Origin of the sequence: Halomonas sediminis (genome assembly GCF_044871105.1) — a bacterium.
GTDB classification, from domain to species: Bacteria; Pseudomonadota; Gammaproteobacteria; order Pseudomonadales; family Halomonadaceae; genus Vreelandella; species Vreelandella zhuhanensis.
In genome coordinates this window covers 2128621-2144843 of the sequence record NZ_CP085246.1, presented here as the reverse complement: position 1 = coordinate 2144843, position 16223 = coordinate 2128621, and the positions used below count along the sequence as shown (strand labels likewise).

Here is a 16223-nt window from a genome sequence, read left to right as displayed (position 1 = left end):
GAGAACATGAACGATAGCATTCGTCGCGATCCGCGCCGTGAGTGGATCGCCCGCAACCGCCTGCATTCCGAGCATGCCAATGTACTTGCTGCACTGGGTGGAATCGGCGGTGGCGGGGCCGCCAGCGAGTGGCTGGGGCCCAATGGGGTAATTCGCCGGAATCCCCATGCCATCGGCTTCATCGGACCCAAGGGCGTGAAGCGTATCGATCGCAGCGGTATCCAGCAGGGTGGCCAGGCCCCGGGACAAGGCCGTCAGGCAGCCCAGGATAGTCGCCGGGCGGTGACCATCGAGGATCCCGCTTTCCTGGTGGCGGTGGTGCCGGACATGACCGGTGGCCGGCTGTCGGGCCACGACCGCGACCTGCTGGGCTTGGCCCGACAGCTGGCCGACGCCGATCCCGGGCGGCCCGGCGCGGTGCTGGCGGTGATCTTCGGCGAGCACAAGGACAGCACTCTGGGTGAGGCCGGCATCGACCGCCTGCTGCACCTCGAGGACGCGGCTTTCACCGGCTTCTCGCCCGAGGCACGGCTGGCGGTACTGGCGGCGGTGGAGCGGGACTTCGCCCCGCACCACTGGCTGTTGCCCGACTCGCCGCTGGGTGGCGCCGACCTGGGACGTCGCCTGGCGCTGCGCCTGGACGAGCGCCCCGCCACTGGGGTCTGGCAGATCGAGGCTGATGGCGAGGCGCCGCTGGGCTGGCGCTGTACCGCCCGCGGTGCAGCAGAGAGCCTGGATATCCAGCGTCCCCTGCCGCGGGTCGCCCTGGCCTTGGCTGAGTGCGCCGAGCCGGTGGCCGAGACCCGGCACTCCGCCGAGCCGTTGTCGCTAACTATCGAGCCGCCCAGGATCCTCTCGCGTATCGAGGATCTGGGGCAAGTGGCGGTGGACCCCGCCGGGGTGGCCCTAGCCGAGGCGGAGTTCATCCTCTCCGGCGGCAACGGCGTCAAGAATTGGGATGGCTTCCATCATGCCGCCACGGTGCTGGCGGCCACGGAAGGGGCCTCCCGGGTGGCGGTGGATGACGGCTTCATGGCCCGCGACCGTCAGGTGGGTGCCACCGGCACTTGGGTCACCGCCCGGGTGTATATGGCGGTGGGCATTTCGGGGGCTATCCAACACCTGCAGGGCATCCAGCGCTGCGACAAGGTGGTGACCATCAACCGCGACCCCGGCTGCGACATGATCAAGCGCGCCGACTTGGCGGTGATCGGCGACGCCGCCGAGATCCTCGCCGCCCTGGTCGAACAAGTAGAACAACAGCGAGCGGAACAACACGGAGGAGTACGTCGCGATGCAGCCTGATTCACGAGAGATCGAAGTGGCGGTGCTGGTGTCGGTGGGCCGTCATCCGGTTACCGGCCGGGCACGCCGTGCCGACCAGGACGCCCGTGGCGTCGAGGTGGCGCTGACACTGCCGGGTGCCCGAGTGCGCCTGCTGCATGCCGGCCCTGCGGATGACGGTAGCGAGGAGGCCCTGCGGGGGTATCTGGGGATGGGATTGGACCGCCTGACCCGGGTGGAGCAGCCGGAGGGGGCCGATGTGGTTCCAGCCTTGGCCCAGCGGCTCGCCGCGGCGCCACCACAGCTGGTGATCGCTGGTTCGCGTGCCGAGCGTGGTGAGGGCTCGGGGCTGCTGCCTTATGCTCTGGCCGAGTATCTGGGGTGGCCGTTAGTCAATGGCCTGGCCGAGGTGGAAGGCATCGAGGACGGCGTGGCGACTCTGCTGCAGGCCCTGCCTCGGGGCCAGCGGCGACGCCTTCAAGTACGGCTGCCGGCGATCATCACCGTGGATGGTGCCGCGCCCATGGCGCGCCAGAGCGCCTTCGGCCCGGCACGTCGCGCCCGCTTGGAGTCCTGCGCCGAAGTAGCGGTGATGGACAAGGCCCTGGGCGAGTGGACACTCATGCCGGCGCGCAAGCGACCCAAACGCCTCAAGATCATCAAGGCCGGCTCGGCCCGTGACCGCTTCAAGGCCGCTGCGGCCAAGGCCGAGGGGGGCGGCGGGCAGCTGCTCACCGATGTCACGCCGGAGCAGGGCGCCGAGGCGATCCTCAAGCTACTCAAGGAAGAGGGCGTCCTGCGTTAGGACTACCTGCCACGCCTTGATCCACTGCAACGTACGAGCCCCGGCCACAGTGCCGGGGCTTTCGCATGAGAGATCTCCGCCATCAGGGGGCGATGCGAGACGTTGGCATCGGTGAAGCCCGTCAGGAAGATGACAAAAATGTCTTTCACGGATACGTGAGTGCCTCTTTGGGGTAAGTCGGCGGGCGAGGAAGGTATAGGCTGGAGCAGCGAAAGTATCCACCACGCCACAACGCAATTCGTTACAACAATATCGAGGAATCAGCCATGAGTGCAGCCAACCGCGGAGTCGTCTACAAGGGCCCGGGTAAAGTCGCCGTCGAATCCATCGCCTATCCGGAACTTGCCCTCGGCAATCGCAAATGCGACCACGGCGTGATCCTGAAAGTCGTCACCACCAATATCTGCGGCAGCGATCAGCACATGGTGCGCGGTCGCACCACCGCGGAGCCAGGCTTGGTGTTGGGCCACGAGATCACCGGCCTGGTGGTCGAGTGCGGCCGCGATGTCGAATTCATCCAGCCGGGCGACTTGGTCTCGGTACCGTTCAACATCGCCTGTGGCCGCTGCCGCAACTGCAAGGAGGGCCGCACTGGCATCTGCCTCAACGTCAATCCGGCACGGCCTGGCGCGGCCTACGGCTATGTCGACATGGGCGGCTGGGGCGGCGGTCAGACCGAGTACGTCATGGTGCCCTACGCCGACTTCAACCTGCTGAAATTCCCGGACGCCGACCAGGCCATGGAGAAGATCCGTGATCTGACCCTGCTGTCCGACATCTTTCCTACCGGCTTCCACGGCTGCGTCACCGCCGGAGTGGGGCCGGGCAGTACTGTCTATATCGCCGGCGCCGGCCCCGTGGGCCTGGCAGCGGCGGTCTCTGCCCAGTTGCTGGGGGCCGCCTGTGTCATCGTCGGCGACATGATCGAAGAGCGTCTGGCCCAGGCCCGCAGCTTCGGTTGCGAAACCCTTGACCTGACCCAGGAAGGTGACATGGCCGACAAGCTGGAGGTGATCCTCGGCGAGCGTGAAGTCGATTGCTTCGTCGATTGCGTCGGTTTCGAAGCCCATGCCTGTGGTTGCAACCATGGCAAGGAAGCCCCCGCCACCGTACTCAACTCGGCGATGCAACTGACCCGTGCCGGCGGCCAGATCGGCATCCCAGGCCTGTACGTGACCGAAGACCCGGGCGCTACCGACGAAGCCGCCAAGCAGGGCGCGTTGAGCATGCAATTCGGCCTCGGCTGGGCCAAATCGCATTCCTTCCATACCGGCCAGTGCCCGGTGATGCAATACCATCGCCCGCTGATGCAGGCGATCCTGTTCGGCAAGGTCAATATTGCCGATGCGGTCAACGTCCAAGTGATCACCCTGGACGAAGCCCCGCAGGGCTACGCCGACTTCGACGGCGGCGCGGCCAAGAAATTCGTCATCGACCCCCACGGCAGCGTCGCCGTCTAAGCCGGACGGCGATCGAGACCTAGCGGGTGCTCGGCACTGGGCCGGGCATGAAAGGAGTAGCGGGGCTGAACGCCCCGCCACGCTATCGGCTCTACTACTCCCCGGACAGCGCCAACCTAGTGGTGCGCATGGTGCTGGAAATCCGGGGTATCCCCTATTCCGCCCAGCGGGTGGACAGGGCGGCCGGCGAACTCGACGCCCCCGACTTTCGCCGCCTCAACCCCCAGGGACTGCTGCCCGTTCTGGAGGACGAGGCCCGAGCCCTGACGCTGTTCGAGACCGGGGCGATCCTGCTGCATCTCGACGAACATCACCCCGCCGACGTGGTACCGGACGACGAGCGTGCCGCTCGGCTGGCCTGGCTGTTCTTCCTCTCCAATACCCTGCACGCGGAGCTGCGCCTGTGCTTCTACACGGGACGTTACGCGGCCAATCCCGACGAGGCTGGCAGCCTGCGTCGGACCGTGCGTCACCGCCTTCAGGAGCATCTGACGCTGCTGGAGGCCCGGGCTGGACACTGCCAGGGACCCTGGCTGCTGCCTGGAGGCCCCAGCGTTCTGGACCCCTACCTAGGCTGTCTTATCCGCTGGATGCAGCTCTATCCCGTGAATGACGCCTGCCGCGAGCTCCCCTGGAAGGCGTGGCCGCGGCTGGTGGCATTACTGGAGGAACTGGAGAAGCAGCCGGCGATCCGCTGCGCCGCCCGTGCCGAAGGCATCGAGGGGCGCCTGTTCATCCGGCCCGACTATCCTGTCGGGGACCGCCGCGCTGTGACCGGGTTAGATCACGGCGAACGGTGACCCTGGAAGGCCACCATTCCCAGCAACAGAACATGGATGGACGCCTCCAGGATGGAGGTGGGTTCGGTCAGATATTGGAATCCGGGAAGGCAGCCTTGCGCTGCGCGATATAGGCCAGCAGGGCCTCATCGACGGCCGGGTCCAGGGGTGGCGCCTGGTACTCGGCCAGCAGCTTCTTCCAGCGGGCATTGGCGCGTTGTGCCATGTCCAGCCGACCGTCGGCGTCCCACTGCTCGAAGCTGTTGTTGTCGGTGATGGGCGAGAGGTAGAAGGCATTCTTGAAGTTGGTCTGGGTGTGGTTACAGCCCAGGTAGTGCTTGCCGGGCCCGACCTCGCGAATGGCATCCATTGCCTGGCCATTGTCGGAGAGGTCGACCCCCTTGAGCAGGGTCTGCATCATGCCGGTCTGGTCAGCATCCATAATGAACTTCTCGTAGCCCATGGTCAGCCCCCCCTCGAGCCAGCCGGCCGAGTGCAGGGCGAAGTTGACCCCGGCGAGGGTGGTGGGCAGCAGGGTGTTGGCACTCTCGCTGGCGGCCTGGGCGTCGGGAAGCTTGGAGGCTGTCAGCGAGCCGCCGGAGCGGAAGGGCACGCCGAGACGCCGCGCCAGATTGGCCATTACGTAGAGCACTAGCGCTGGCTCCGGCGTGCCGAATGTGGGCGCGCCGGACTGCATCGACATCGAGCTGGCGAAGCTGCCCATTACCACCGGGGCACCCGGATTGACCAGCTGGATGAAGGCCATGCCGGCCATGGTCTCTGCCAGGGACTGGGCCGCAGTACCGGCCACGGTGACCGGTGACATGGCGCCGGCGAGGATGAAGGGGGTGACAATGCAGGCCTGGTCGCTGCGCGCATAGACCTTGGCGGCCCCCAGCATGGTGTCGTCGAATGTCATCGGCGAGTTGGCATTGATCAGGTTGATCACGCAGGTGCGTGGCCTACCGGTGTCCTCGTCGATCCAGCGATCGCCGAACAGGATCTTGGCCATTTCCACGGTGTCTCGGGCGCGATCCGGATGGGTCACCGAACCCATGAAGCACTTGTCGGAGTACTTCATGTGGGCGTAGAGCATGTCGAAATGGCGCTTGTTGACCGGCAGATCCACCGGCTCGCAGATGGTGCCGCCGGAATGATGCAGGCTCGGTGACTGGTAGGCCAGCTTGACGAAGTTCTGGAAGTCCTCGAGGGTTCCATAACGCCTTCCCTGGTCGATGTCGTACACGAACGGGCAGCCGTAGGCGGGCACGAAAACGGTGTGCGGGCCGCCGATCTCGACGTTGCGCGCCGGGTTGCGTGCCTGCTGGGTGAACTGGCGCGGGGCACTATCCTGGATCAGCCGGCGACACAGGCCGCGCGGGATCCGCACGCGCTCGCCCTGCACATCGGCACCGGCATCGCGCCAGATCTGCAGGGCCTCTTCGTCGTCGCGAAAGTCGATGCCGATCTCCTCGAGGATGGTATCGGCGTTGTGTTCGATGATTGTAAGACCTTGGTCATCAAGCACTTCCAGGCAGGGAAGCTGGCGGGTGGCATAGGGCGGTGCCGACGGGGCACTGTCCTGACCGGCGCGGCGTGTACCGCCGGCTCGTGAGCGGCGGCGAGTGGTAGGGCTGTTCATGGGAAAGTCTCCAGGTGTAGTCGTTGTTTGTCCTTCAGTATGCCAAGGAGCAGGCTCCTGCGATCTCGGCATGCGCAATCGTGTCAGTCAACGGCCGCGTCCATGGCGATGCCGACATCGCTCACTCCGCTTCCCCAGGCCAGTGACATGATGTCATCGGGAAAGGTGATTCCATGCTGGCGGCAAGTAGCATCCAGGGTGTTGAGCAGCAGGCAGGCGATGGTCATCGGGCCGACACCGCCGGGGACTGGAGTAATGGCGCCGGCGACCTCATAGGCGCTGGCGAAATCCACATCGCCCACTAGGCGCATTCGCCCCTCCTGTTCGATGCGGTTTATGCCGACATCAATCACCGTGGCGCCGGGCTTGAGCCAGTCGCCTGTAACCAGGCGTTCTTTCCCCACGGCGGTGACCAGAATGTCGGTGCGCCGGCACTCGCTGGCGAGATCTCGGGTCCGCGAGTGCGCCACCGTGACCGTACAGTTTTCCTGAAGTAGTAGGTTGGCCATGGGCTTGCCAACGATATTCGAGCGCCCCAGCACTAGGGCCCGCAGGCCGCTCATGTCGCCCAAGTGGTGGCGAAGCAGCATTAAACAGCCCAGCGGCGTACAGGGAATGATGCCTTGGCCACCGGTGGCGACATTGCCGACGTTGATAGGGTGAAAGCCGTCGATGTCCTTGTCGGGATGGATCGCCTGGATGACGCGGGCCTCGCTGACCTGTGGCGGAAGCGGCAGCTGCACTAGGATGCCGTGCACTTCCGGATCCCCGTTGAGTCGCTCGATCAGACCGATCAGCTTGTCTTGGGGCACACTGTCGGCGAGGCGGTATTCAAAGGAGGACATCCCCGCCTCGCGTGCCTGATTCGCCTTGTTTCGCACATAGATTTGGCTGGCCGGATCCTCGCCTACGAGAATCACCGCGAGTCCCGGGGTGATCAGGTCACGCTGTCGCAACACGCCGACTTGGCGGCCGATCTCTTCGCGCAGACGTGTGGCCTGGGTCTTGCCGTCGATAATGGTGGTCATGTAGCCCCCTCGGCTTTTAGCGGAATACCACGGTTTTGTTGCCATTGGTAAAGACGCGATGCTCCAGATGGAAACGCACGGCACGGGAGAGCGCCATGTTCTCGGCGTCGCGCCCCACTGCCGCCAGTTGTGCGGGGCTGTAGGTGTGGTCGACCCGCTCCACCGCCTGCTCGATGATCGGTCCCTCGTCGAGGTCGCTGGTGACGTAGTGGGCGGTGGCCCCAATCAATTTTACCCCACGCTCGAAGGCCTGATGATAGGGCTTGGCGCCCTTGAAACCTGGCAGGAAGGAGTGGTGGATGTTGATCGCACGGCCTGCCAATGCCTCGCACATGGCGGGGGAGAGGATCTGCATGTAGCGCGCCAGTACCACCAGTTCGGTACCGGTTTCCTTGGCAAGATCCAGTATCTTGCGTTCCTGTTCGTGCTTGTTTTCCGGAGTGACGGGGAGGTGAAAGAAGGGGATTTCGTACCAGTCCGCCAGTGACTGGAGATCCGGGTGATTGGACACGATGGCCGGTATCGCCATCTTGATCTCGCCGGTGCGTTGACGATAGAGGAGGTCGTCGAGGCAATGGTCGAATTTCGACACCATGATCATCACCTTGGGGGGCGTGAGGGTGTCGTGCATCTCCCATTGCATGACGTCATGTTCCGCCACGCAGTTGCCGAATTCGTCCCGAAGTTCATCGAAGCACGGCGTGAGCCCCGGGGAGGTGGAAAAGACGCAGCGTACATAGAAGTTGCCGGTGGCAATCTCGTCGAACTGTGACATTTCCATGATGTAGCAGTGGCGATTGGCCAGGTAGGTGGCGATGCGCGATACGGTACCGATTGCGCCCTGACAACTGGCCTTGAGTACATGAATGTTCTTTCCTTCGGTCACCGCGGACATGGCAGATCTCTCTATTGTGGAATTGTTGTTGTGTCGTGACTGCCCCGAAATGTACTCCGGTGGCGTCGGCGCGCATGCCTGAAGACGACACCAAGCGTTGTCTTAGCGACCGTGCAGGAAAAAGATAAAATGTCCGTAAAAAATGATGCAAATCAAGATATTGAAGGGGGATATCTGAAGCGTTTGAAGGAGTGAGGTGCATGGCGTTTCTTGACATGAAAGTGTCGCTTGCATGGATGTGCTCCCTGGGGAGTGGGCCTACTCTGCTCTCGCAACCTCACCCTTACCGCGATCGGGTGACATGACCAGGAGCTGATTGCCATGACCGAACAATTCAATGATAACGACGATTTCGAACTCGCCGAGCTGGACGATGGAGAGCTTATCGAGCAGATACACGATGATCTTTACAATGGTCTTCGTGACGAGGTGATCGAGGGGACCGAAATCCTGCTCGAACGGGACTGGAGTGCCAAGCGGGTGCTGGACGAAGCCTTGGTGGGAGGGATGGCCATCGTAGGAGTTGATTTCCGTGACGGTATCCTCTTCGTCCCGGAAGTGCTGATGGCGGCCAACGCCATGAAAGGCGGCATGGATGTGCTACGCCCCCTCCTCGCCCAAGCCGGTTCGCAGACCGTCGGCAAGATCGTGATAGGTACCGTCAAAGGCGACATCCACGATATCGGCAAGAACCTAGTGACGATGATGATGGAAGGGGCAGGTTTCGAGGTGATCGACATCGGCATCAACATCCCGGTGGAGACCTATCTTGCCGCATTGGAAGAGCACAAGCCCGACATCCTCGGCATGTCGGCGCTGCTTACCACCACCATGTCCTATATGAAGGTGGTCATCGACACTTTGGTCGAGAAGGGGCTGCGCGACGATGTCATCATCATGGTCGGGGGAGCCCCGCTGAACGAGGAGTTCGGCCAGGCGATAGGCGCTGACGTCTACTGTCGCGATGCCGGCATGGCCGTCGACCTGGCCAAGGAACTTATTGCCCAGCGTCGTGCGGCCTGACGCCTGGAGGTCTGCCGATGTCATCCGTGCTGATTATTGCCTGCGGTGCACTGGGCAAGGAAATCAAGGCCTTGATCGATGCCAATGGCTGGCGTGACGTGCGTCTGGAGTGTCTGCCGGCAGACCTCCATAACCGGCCGGAACGCATCCCCGCAGCGGTGAGCGACAAGCTGGCGAAGGCGTCGCACGAGGGGCGTATTCTCATCGCCTACGGTGACTGCGGCACCGGTGGGGAGCTCGATCGTGTCCTCGCCACCTACGGCGCCGAGCGGCTGCCGGGAGCGCACTGTTACGACGTCTATGCCGGGGAAACGGTGATGGCCGCCCTGTCGGAGCAGGAGCCGGGCACCTTCTACCTGACCGATTTCCTGGTGCGCCACTTCAATCGGCTGGTCATCCAGGAACTGGGGATTGAGCGCCATCCCGAACTGACCAGCCTCTATTTCGGCCAGTATCGACGGCTCGTCTATCTGTCGCAGCGTCGTGATCTCGCCCTCGAGGCCCAGGCACAGCGAGCCGCCTGCCGCCTGGGACTGGACTACGAGTACCGCCATACCGGCTATGGCAGCCTGGAGACCACCCTGATGCGTCTGGTGGAGACGACCGACGAAACAGACGCCGCGCTCAGCGAGGAAGTCACATGGCCACATTGATTCTCGTCAGCTGGCGGGACATTCCCTCCCAAGTGATCGCCAAGCAGGGGCGGCAGCACGCCAAGGTGCTGCTGCCGCCACGCTTTCAGCACGCCATCGATCGCGCGGCCATGCGCGCCGGCAAGGGCGGCTCGGATGCGTACATGGCCGACTGGCAGCGCAGCGCCCCGCGCGAGTGCGGCGACGACCTGCAGGCGGAAGCCGACGCCGAAGCGGCACGGCTCGAGGCGCGCTTCGACGACGAGGAACTCAAGCGGCTGGTGCGCCAGAAGGGGCTGTCTGTGCCCGCCTGAGTGGGCGCAGCGACAGCGACAGTTCGACAACAACAACCAGGACTGCTGCCACGTGACGGGCACAGCGGGCAAGGAGGAAGAGGATGTACAAGGTGAGGCGTTGGGTGGTTCGCCATTCCCGAATGTTCGAAATCATCTATCGGCTCTTCGAACCGGTCATGATCAAGCTGCATCCGCTGTGGAACCAGCTCGGCTATGCCCGCGTCGAGGCGCCGGTGAAAGCTATCGAAAAGCGCGTCAAGGGGTTGCTCTTCGACTGCCAGATGTGCGGCCAGTGCACGCTTAGCGCCACTGGCATGGCATGTCCCATGAACTGTCCCAAGACCCTGCGCAACGGCCCCTGCGGCGGCGTGCGCGCCGACGGTCACTGCGAGGTAAAGCCCGGGATGAAGTGTGTCTGGGTGGAAGCCTGGGCCGGTAGTCGCCGGATGAAGTACGGCGATCGCATCCAGGCGGTACAGCAGCCGGTGGACTCCCGCCTCAAGGGAAGCTCTTCCTGGCTGCGCGTGGTCCGCCAGTCGGCCGACAAACCCACGTCGGTCCTCCATGAGGGAGACACTAAATGAAGTTCGATGACGAACCCGTGCCGGGCTACTCTCTGCCTATCCTGCCGGGCCACGTGTCGCCGGGACGTCTCGAGCGGGTGCTGCGGGCGGGCAAGTTCGCGATTACCAGCGAGATCGACCCGCCGGACTCCGCAGACCCGGGGGAAGTGCTCAAGCGCGCGGCGATCTTCGACGGCTACGTCGATGCTATCAACGCCACCGACGGTTCCGGTGCCCACTGCCATATGTCCAGTGTCGGGGTCTGCTCGCTGCTGACCCGGGTCGGTTACGCGACCATCCTGCAGATTTCCTGCCGCGATCGTAATCGCATCGCCATGCAGGGCGAGATCCTGGGTGCGGCGGCCATGGGAGCCTGCAACCTGTTGTGTCTGACCGGTGACGGGGTGCAGGCGGGCGATCATCCCCATGCCAAGCCGGTGTTCGACCTCGACTCCATGTCGCTGCTGAAGATCGCTCGCGGCATGCGCGACGAGCATCGCTTTGAAAGCGGACGGCGTATCGATATGCCCCCGCGGATCTTTCTCGGCGCGGCCGCGAATCCCTTCGTGCCGCCCCTGGAGTGGCGGCCGCACCGGCTGGCCAAGAAAGTGGCCGCTGGCGCCCAGTTCATCCAGACCCAGTACTGCTTCGACATTCCCCGGCTGCGGGACTTCATGCTCAAGATAAACGACCTGGGGCTGCTCGAGGGGCCGGATCGCGTCTTTATCCTGCCAGGCATTGGCCCGCTAGCCTCGGCGCGTAGCGCCCGCTGGATTCGCGACAATGTCCCCGGCGTGCACATCCCCGACGCGGTGGTCGCGCGGCTCGAGGGCGCCACGAAACAGAAGGAGGAGGGCAAACGCCTGTGCATGGACCTGCTCCATCAGATCCGCGAGATTCCCGGTGTCAGCGGTGCTCATATCATGGCCTACCGCCAGGAGCACAGCGTGGCCGAGATCATCGAGTCGACCGGCGTGCTCGATGGGCGCGTGCCCTGGTACCCCGGCCGCGACAACCCGAACGACCTCAATCCCGAGTCCCCCGACGCCTTGGCGCGGGAGACGGAAGATATCGCGGGCTAGCGCCCGCACCCACAACAACAACCGCATCGAGGAAGTGTCATGACCGATACCATCATCAGCTCGCAGACCAAGGAAGTCGTCATCGGCTTCGAACGGCCCTTCGTGGTCATCGGCGAGCGTATCAACCCCACCGGGCGTAAGCAGCTCGCCGCGGAAATGGCCGCCGGGGACTTCTCCCGGGTGGTGCAGGATGTCAAAGCCCAGTTGGCCGCCGGCGCCCACATGCTCGACGTCAATGCCGGCATTCCCCTGGCCGACGAGCCGGCGATTCTCGCCAGTACCATCGAATTGGTGCAGTCACTGACTGACGTGCCGTTGTGCATCGACTCCTCGATGATCAATGCTCTCGAGGCGGGGCTTGCCGTCTACCGGGGCAAAGCACTGGTCAACTCGGTGACCGGCGAGGACGAGAGTCTCGAGGCGGTGCTGCCGCTGGTCAGGAAGTACGGCGCCGCGGTGGTGGCAATCAGCAACGATGAAACCGGCCTCTCCCACGACCCCGACGTGCGCTTCGCCGTGGCCAAGAGGATCGTCGAACGGGCAGCCGATCACGGCATCCCCGCCTGCGACGTGGTGGTCGATCCGCTAGTGATGCCAATCGGCGCGGTAGGTAGTGCCGGCCGCCAGGTATTCGCCCTCTGCCACCGCCTGCAGAAGGAGCTCAAGGTCAACACCACCTGCGGCGCCTCCAACGTCAGCTTCGGCCTCCCCAACCGCAACGGGGTCAACGCGGCCTTCATGAGCATGGCCATCGCCTCGGGCATGACCTCGGCGATCACCAACCCGCTGCACACCGAGATCATGACCGCGATCATGGGTGCCGACGTGATGATGGGCCACGACCCCGATTGCATGCGCTGGATCCAGAAGTTCCGCGAACCGCCGGCGGCGGGAGCGGACGGCGTCGAGGGGCGCGGTCGTCGCGAGACTCGCCGCCGGCGCGCCGTCACCTGAGGCCGGATTGCCACAAGATATTAACAACGGAAAATGCAAGAGCCTCGGACGAGGCTCTTCGCTCTCCTGAACGAATTCCTGGCGGACGGAGGTCCCCATGTCCGATGCTGACGATGCTCTAGTAGTCTTCACCCCTTCCGGTCGCAGCGGGCGCTTCCCGGTGGGCACTCCGGTGCTGGAGGCCGCACGCGCGCTGGGGGTCGACATCGATTCGGTGTGCGGCGGGCGCGGCTTGTGCGGCCGCTGCCAGGTGGATCTCTGCGAGGGACATTTCGCCAAGCACGGGGTCGAATCATGGCCGGATCACCTGACCGCCAAGAGCGACACCGAGCAGGCCTGGGAGACGCGCCGCGGACCGCTGCGCGACGGACGTCGGTTGAGCTGCTCGACCCAACTGCTCGGCAATGCCGTGATCGACGTGCCCTCCTCTAGCCAGGTGCACCGCCAGATCGTGCGCAAGCGCGCTGAGGTGCTCGATATCGAGCTCGACCCCATGGTGCGTCTCTACTACGTGGAGGTGCAGGAGCCGGACATGCACGTGTCCGCGTCCGACCTGCGCCGCCTCAAGGATGCCCTGGCCTACGAATGGCACCTGGCCGATCTGGAGACCGACATCCGTGTCATCCAGCAGCTGCAGCCGGCGCTGCGCGGGGGGGGTTGGAGCGTGACGGTGGCGGTCTACGACGACCGGCGCCTCATTGGTGTGTGGCCGGGCTTCCAGTCGCAGGTCTACGGCATGGCGGTGGACGTAGGGTCGACGACTATCGCTGCGCACCTGTGCAACCTGCAGACCGGCGAGGTGGTCGCCTCCGCCGGACGCATGAACCCGCAGATCCGCTACGGCGAGGACCTGATGAGCCGGGTCTCCTACATCATGATGAACGCCGGCGGCGACCAGGCTTTGACGCGCGCGGTGCGCGATGCCTTGAACGAGATCACCGTGGAACTGGCCACCGAGGCGGACGTGCACGTGAACGCCATCCTCGAGGCGACCTTCGTCGGCAACCCGATCATGCACAATCTGGTGTTCGGCATCAATCCGGTGGAGCTGGGTGGCGCGCCCTTCGCGCTGGCCAGCGACGAGGCTATCGACGGCCTGTGGGCCACCGAAATGGATCTGGTCATTCATCCCAACGCCCGGGTCTACGGTCTGCCGTGCATCGCCGGGCACGTGGGGGCGGACGCCGCCGGGATGATCCTCTCCGAGACCCCCTATCTGGGCGAGGAGCTGATGCTGCTGGTCGACGTGGGCACCAATGCCGAGATCGTGCTGGGCAACCGCCATCGCCTGCTGGCCTGTTCCTGCCCCACCGGGCCGGCTTTCGAGGGCGCCCAGATAAGCGGTGGGCAGCGGGCGGCTTCCGGTGCCATCGAGCGGGTGCGCATCGACCCGCTGACGCTCGAGCCGCGCTACAAGGTGATCGGCGGTGAGCGGTGGTCCGACGAGCCTGGCTTCGAGGAGGAAGTGGCGCCCTATGGGGTCACCGGCATCTGCGGCTCGGGCATCATCGAGGTGATCGCCGAGATGTACCTGGCCGGCATCATCAACCAGGACGGTGTCGTGCAGGGCGGTCTGGCGGCGCGCAGCGAGCGGGTCGTGGCCGACGGGCGCACCTTCTCCTATGTGCTGCATCACGAGGGCGAGCGCACCCTGGCCATCACTCAGGCCGACATTCGCGCCATCCAACTGGCCAAGGCGGCGCTCTACGCCGGTATCCGCCTGCTGATGGAGCACTTCGGTGTCGACCACGTCGACCGCATTCGTCTGGCCGGGGCCTTCGGCGCCCATATCGACATCAAGTACGCCATGATCCTGGGGCTGATTCCCGACTGCGAGCTCGATCATGTCACCGCGGCGGGCAACGCCGCCGGCACGGGAGCGCGCATCGCCTTGCTGAGCCGCAAGGCGCGCCGTGAGATCGAGGAGGTGGTACGCCGCGTGGAGAAGGTGGAAACAGCCACCGAACCGCGCTTCCAGGAACACTTCGTCGCCGCCATGGCCATTCCCCACCGCCATGACGCCTTCCCGCTGTTGAGCGAGCACATCGCCTTGCCGGCCACCACCGAACGCGTCCCTGCCCCGGGGCGCGGCACCGGACGCCGTCGGCGGAGGACCCAGGCGATAAATCCTTCCTGACTGGCCGGGACACCCACAAAAACAAAAAGGCCCGCCGATTAGTATGGCGGGCCTTGAATCGGAAACGGTTCCGGCTTAGCCGCGGACCATCTGCAGGCTCGGGACGCTATGTCCCAGGTTCTTCTGCATCCGCTCGCTGTACCAGTCGATGAAGTGGAACACCCCGAATTCGTAAGTCTCGAGATAGTGCTCCATGGTCACCAGGAAGTCGTCGATGACTGGCTGCTCGGCCAGACTGACGAAGATGAAGCCTCCGGCGGCTGGAATTTCCTGTTGTCGGAATTTATGCGTTTGAGAGAAGGCTCTCCGGCTCCGTTAGAGTGGCTTGTCTTAGCCCGCAAGCTTCTGGGGTAGCCACAGCACGATACTCGGCCACAGGCTTATCATCGCGGCGGCCAGGCACATCAACAAGAAGAAGGGAAAGGCGGCCCAGGCAATACGGCCGATGCTTTCGCCAGTCATACCCTGCAGCACGAAGAGGTTAAAACCCACCGGAGGGGTAATCTGCCCCAATTCCACCATGATCACCAGAAAAACGCCAAACCAGAGCGGATCGAAGCCGGCTAGGATCACAATGGGTAGGGTGATGGGCAGGCTCATGACAGTAATCGAAATGCCGTCCAGAAATAGTCCCAATATGATATAGAACACTGCCAATGCCATTAGTAGGATCATAGGCGTGAACTGCTGTGCGGCAATCCAAGCAGCCAGCTCCTTTGGCAGATGCAGGTAGCCCATGGCCGTGGACAGCAGCATGGCGGTCACCAGCAGGCTGCAGACCATGGTGGCACTAATCAGGGTTCCCTTGAGAGCGTCGATCAGTAGCGCGATGCTGAGTTGACGTTCCAGGGTGAGGAGTCCCAAGGTGGCGGCGACACCTACAGCGGCGGCTTCGGAAGGGGTGGCGATCCCCGAATAGATAGACCCCATGACGATAATGATGAGCACAGCCACTGGGGCTAGCAGTGGTAGTGCTTGCCAAAGGCTGATACCACCTGTTGCTTGGCGAGGCGCGAGCTGCGGCTTCATCATACTGCGCAGGATGATGAAGCCGCTGTAGAGCGCAGCGATCAGCAGGCCCGGCAGCACACCGGCCATGAACAGCTTGCTGATCGAGACTTCGGCCTGCACGCCATAGACGATCATCACGATGGAAGGTGGGATCAACAGTCCCAGGCTGCCAGCCCCGGCCAGCGAGCCGATCGACAGGTTCCGGTCATAGCCCCGGCTTGCGAGTTCCTGGGTGGTGATTTTGCCGATGGTAGCCGTAGTGGCGGCACTAGAGCCACTGACCGCGGCGAAGAGCGCGCAGCCAAAGACATTGGTGTGCAGTATGCCGCCGGGAAGGGAACGTGTGAGAGGGGTCAGTCCCTTGAATAGCCGTTCGGAAACGTTGGAGCGGAAGATCAGCTCGCCCATCAAGATAAACAGCGGTATAGCAGACAGTTCCCAGCTGTTACCCGCACGGTACAGAATTCGCGAAAAAATCAGGCCGATTCGATCGAGATCGAAGTCTCCCAGCAACCACAGCGAACTCATCGCCACGATCACCAAGGCGGCGAAAACCCAAGTGCCTATCGCTAGTACCATCAATAGCAGCGCTGCGACCCCAGCGGCAATCCATACTATGTCCATTACGATTC

16 protein-coding genes are annotated in these 16223 nt (G+C 63.8%); 11 read left to right on the top strand and 5 right to left on the bottom strand.

Annotated features, from left to right (window positions below; all coding sequences use genetic code 11):
* Window positions 1-6 precede the first annotated feature (6 nt).
* From etfA to LG290_RS10225, 4 genes are all read left to right on the top strand, one after another.
* On the top strand, window positions 7-1305 hold the full coding sequence (etfA, locus tag LG290_RS10240) for an electron transfer flavoprotein subunit alpha (protein ID WP_499834748.1): 1299 nt from the start codon (window positions 7-9) through the stop codon (window positions 1303-1305).
* Window positions 1295-2089 (top strand): electron transfer flavoprotein subunit beta, encoded by a 795-nt coding sequence (etfB, locus tag LG290_RS10235; RefSeq protein WP_499834747.1) that lies wholly within the window; start codon window positions 1295-1297, stop codon window positions 2087-2089. The genes etfA and etfB overlap by 11 nt, the downstream gene beginning before the upstream one ends.
* A gap of 266 nt (window positions 2090-2355) precedes the next feature.
* Entirely contained in the window at window positions 2356-3549 is a 1194-nt protein-coding gene (gene fdhA / locus LG290_RS10230) for a formaldehyde dehydrogenase, glutathione-independent (protein ID WP_160419413.1), read from the top strand.
* A 47-nt stretch (window positions 3550-3596) separates the two neighbouring features.
* Complete coding sequence (locus LG290_RS10225; protein ID WP_499834746.1) at window positions 3597-4349, top strand: glutathione S-transferase family protein; 753 nt, start codon at window positions 3597-3599, stop codon at window positions 4347-4349.
* A 67-nt stretch (window positions 4350-4416) separates the two neighbouring features.
* Here LG290_RS10225 and LG290_RS10220 read toward each other — a convergent pair whose 3' ends face one another.
* The 3 genes from LG290_RS10220 to purU all read right to left on the bottom strand — a co-directional run bounded on the left by LG290_RS10220 (window position 4417) and on the right by purU (window position 7893).
* Window positions 4417-5970: a trimethylamine methyltransferase family protein gene (locus LG290_RS10220; RefSeq protein ID WP_499834745.1), complete on the bottom strand. Its 1554-nt coding sequence runs from the start codon at window positions 5968-5970 to the stop codon at window positions 4417-4419.
* An 83-nt stretch (window positions 5971-6053) separates the two neighbouring features.
* Window positions 6054-6998: a bifunctional methylenetetrahydrofolate dehydrogenase/methenyltetrahydrofolate cyclohydrolase FolD gene (gene folD / locus LG290_RS10215; RefSeq protein ID WP_499834744.1), complete on the bottom strand. Its 945-nt coding sequence runs from the start codon at window positions 6996-6998 to the stop codon at window positions 6054-6056.
* Window positions 6999-7014: 16 nt separating this feature from the next.
* Window positions 7015-7893: a formyltetrahydrofolate deformylase gene (purU, locus tag LG290_RS10210; protein ID WP_499834743.1), complete on the bottom strand. Its 879-nt coding sequence runs from the start codon at window positions 7891-7893 to the stop codon at window positions 7015-7017.
* 321 nt (window positions 7894-8214) lie between these two features.
* Between purU and LG290_RS10205 the strand changes: the two genes are divergently transcribed.
* The 7 genes from LG290_RS10205 (at window position 8215) to LG290_RS10175 (ending at window position 14580) form a co-directional block, all read left to right on the top strand.
* Window positions 8215-8916, top strand: coding sequence for a corrinoid protein (locus LG290_RS10205; RefSeq protein ID WP_499834742.1), 702 nt, complete (start codon window positions 8215-8217; stop codon window positions 8914-8916).
* A gap of 17 nt (window positions 8917-8933) precedes the next feature.
* The gene (locus LG290_RS10200; RefSeq protein WP_499834741.1) at window positions 8934-9569 is read left to right on the top strand and encodes a DUF1638 domain-containing protein; all 636 of its coding nucleotides are present in this window, start codon (window positions 8934-8936) and stop codon (window positions 9567-9569) included.
* Window positions 9557-9862: a virulence factor gene (locus LG290_RS10195; RefSeq protein ID WP_499834740.1), complete on the top strand. Its 306-nt coding sequence runs from the start codon at window positions 9557-9559 to the stop codon at window positions 9860-9862. Before LG290_RS10200 ends, LG290_RS10195 begins: the two co-directional genes overlap by 13 nt.
* 83 nt (window positions 9863-9945) lie before the next feature.
* The gene (locus tag LG290_RS10190; protein ID WP_499834739.1) at window positions 9946-10428 is read left to right on the top strand and encodes a methylenetetrahydrofolate reductase C-terminal domain-containing protein; all 483 of its coding nucleotides are present in this window, start codon (window positions 9946-9948) and stop codon (window positions 10426-10428) included.
* Window positions 10425-11489 carry a methylenetetrahydrofolate reductase gene (locus tag LG290_RS10185; protein WP_499834738.1) on the top strand — a complete coding sequence of 355 codons (1065 nt, stop codon included), beginning with the start codon at window positions 10425-10427 and terminating at the stop codon, window positions 11487-11489. The genes LG290_RS10190 and LG290_RS10185 overlap by 4 nt, the downstream gene beginning before the upstream one ends.
* A gap of 39 nt (window positions 11490-11528) precedes the next feature.
* Window positions 11529-12443, top strand: a complete 915-nt coding sequence (locus LG290_RS10180) for a dihydropteroate synthase (protein ID WP_499834737.1) — start codon at window positions 11529-11531, stop codon at window positions 12441-12443.
* A 97-nt stretch (window positions 12444-12540) separates the two neighbouring features.
* A complete protein-coding gene (locus LG290_RS10175) occupies window positions 12541-14580 on the top strand; it encodes an ASKHA domain-containing protein (protein ID WP_499834736.1) in 2040 nt (679 codons plus the stop codon).
* Window positions 14581-14655: 75 nt separating this feature from the next.
* Here the strand turns inward: LG290_RS10175 and LG290_RS10170 are convergent, their stop codons facing one another.
* Together LG290_RS10170 and LG290_RS10165 are read right to left on the bottom strand one after the other, a co-directional pair.
* The gene (locus LG290_RS10170) at window positions 14656-14781 is read right to left on the bottom strand and encodes a hypothetical protein (RefSeq protein WP_499834735.1); all 126 of its coding nucleotides are present in this window, start codon (window positions 14779-14781) and stop codon (window positions 14656-14658) included.
* A gap of 129 nt (window positions 14782-14910) precedes the next feature.
* Window positions 14911-16215 carry a TRAP transporter large permease gene (locus LG290_RS10165; RefSeq protein WP_499834734.1) on the bottom strand — a complete coding sequence of 435 codons (1305 nt, stop codon included), beginning with the start codon at window positions 16213-16215 and terminating at the stop codon, window positions 14911-14913.
* Between the last annotated feature and the right edge of the window lie 8 nt (window positions 16216-16223).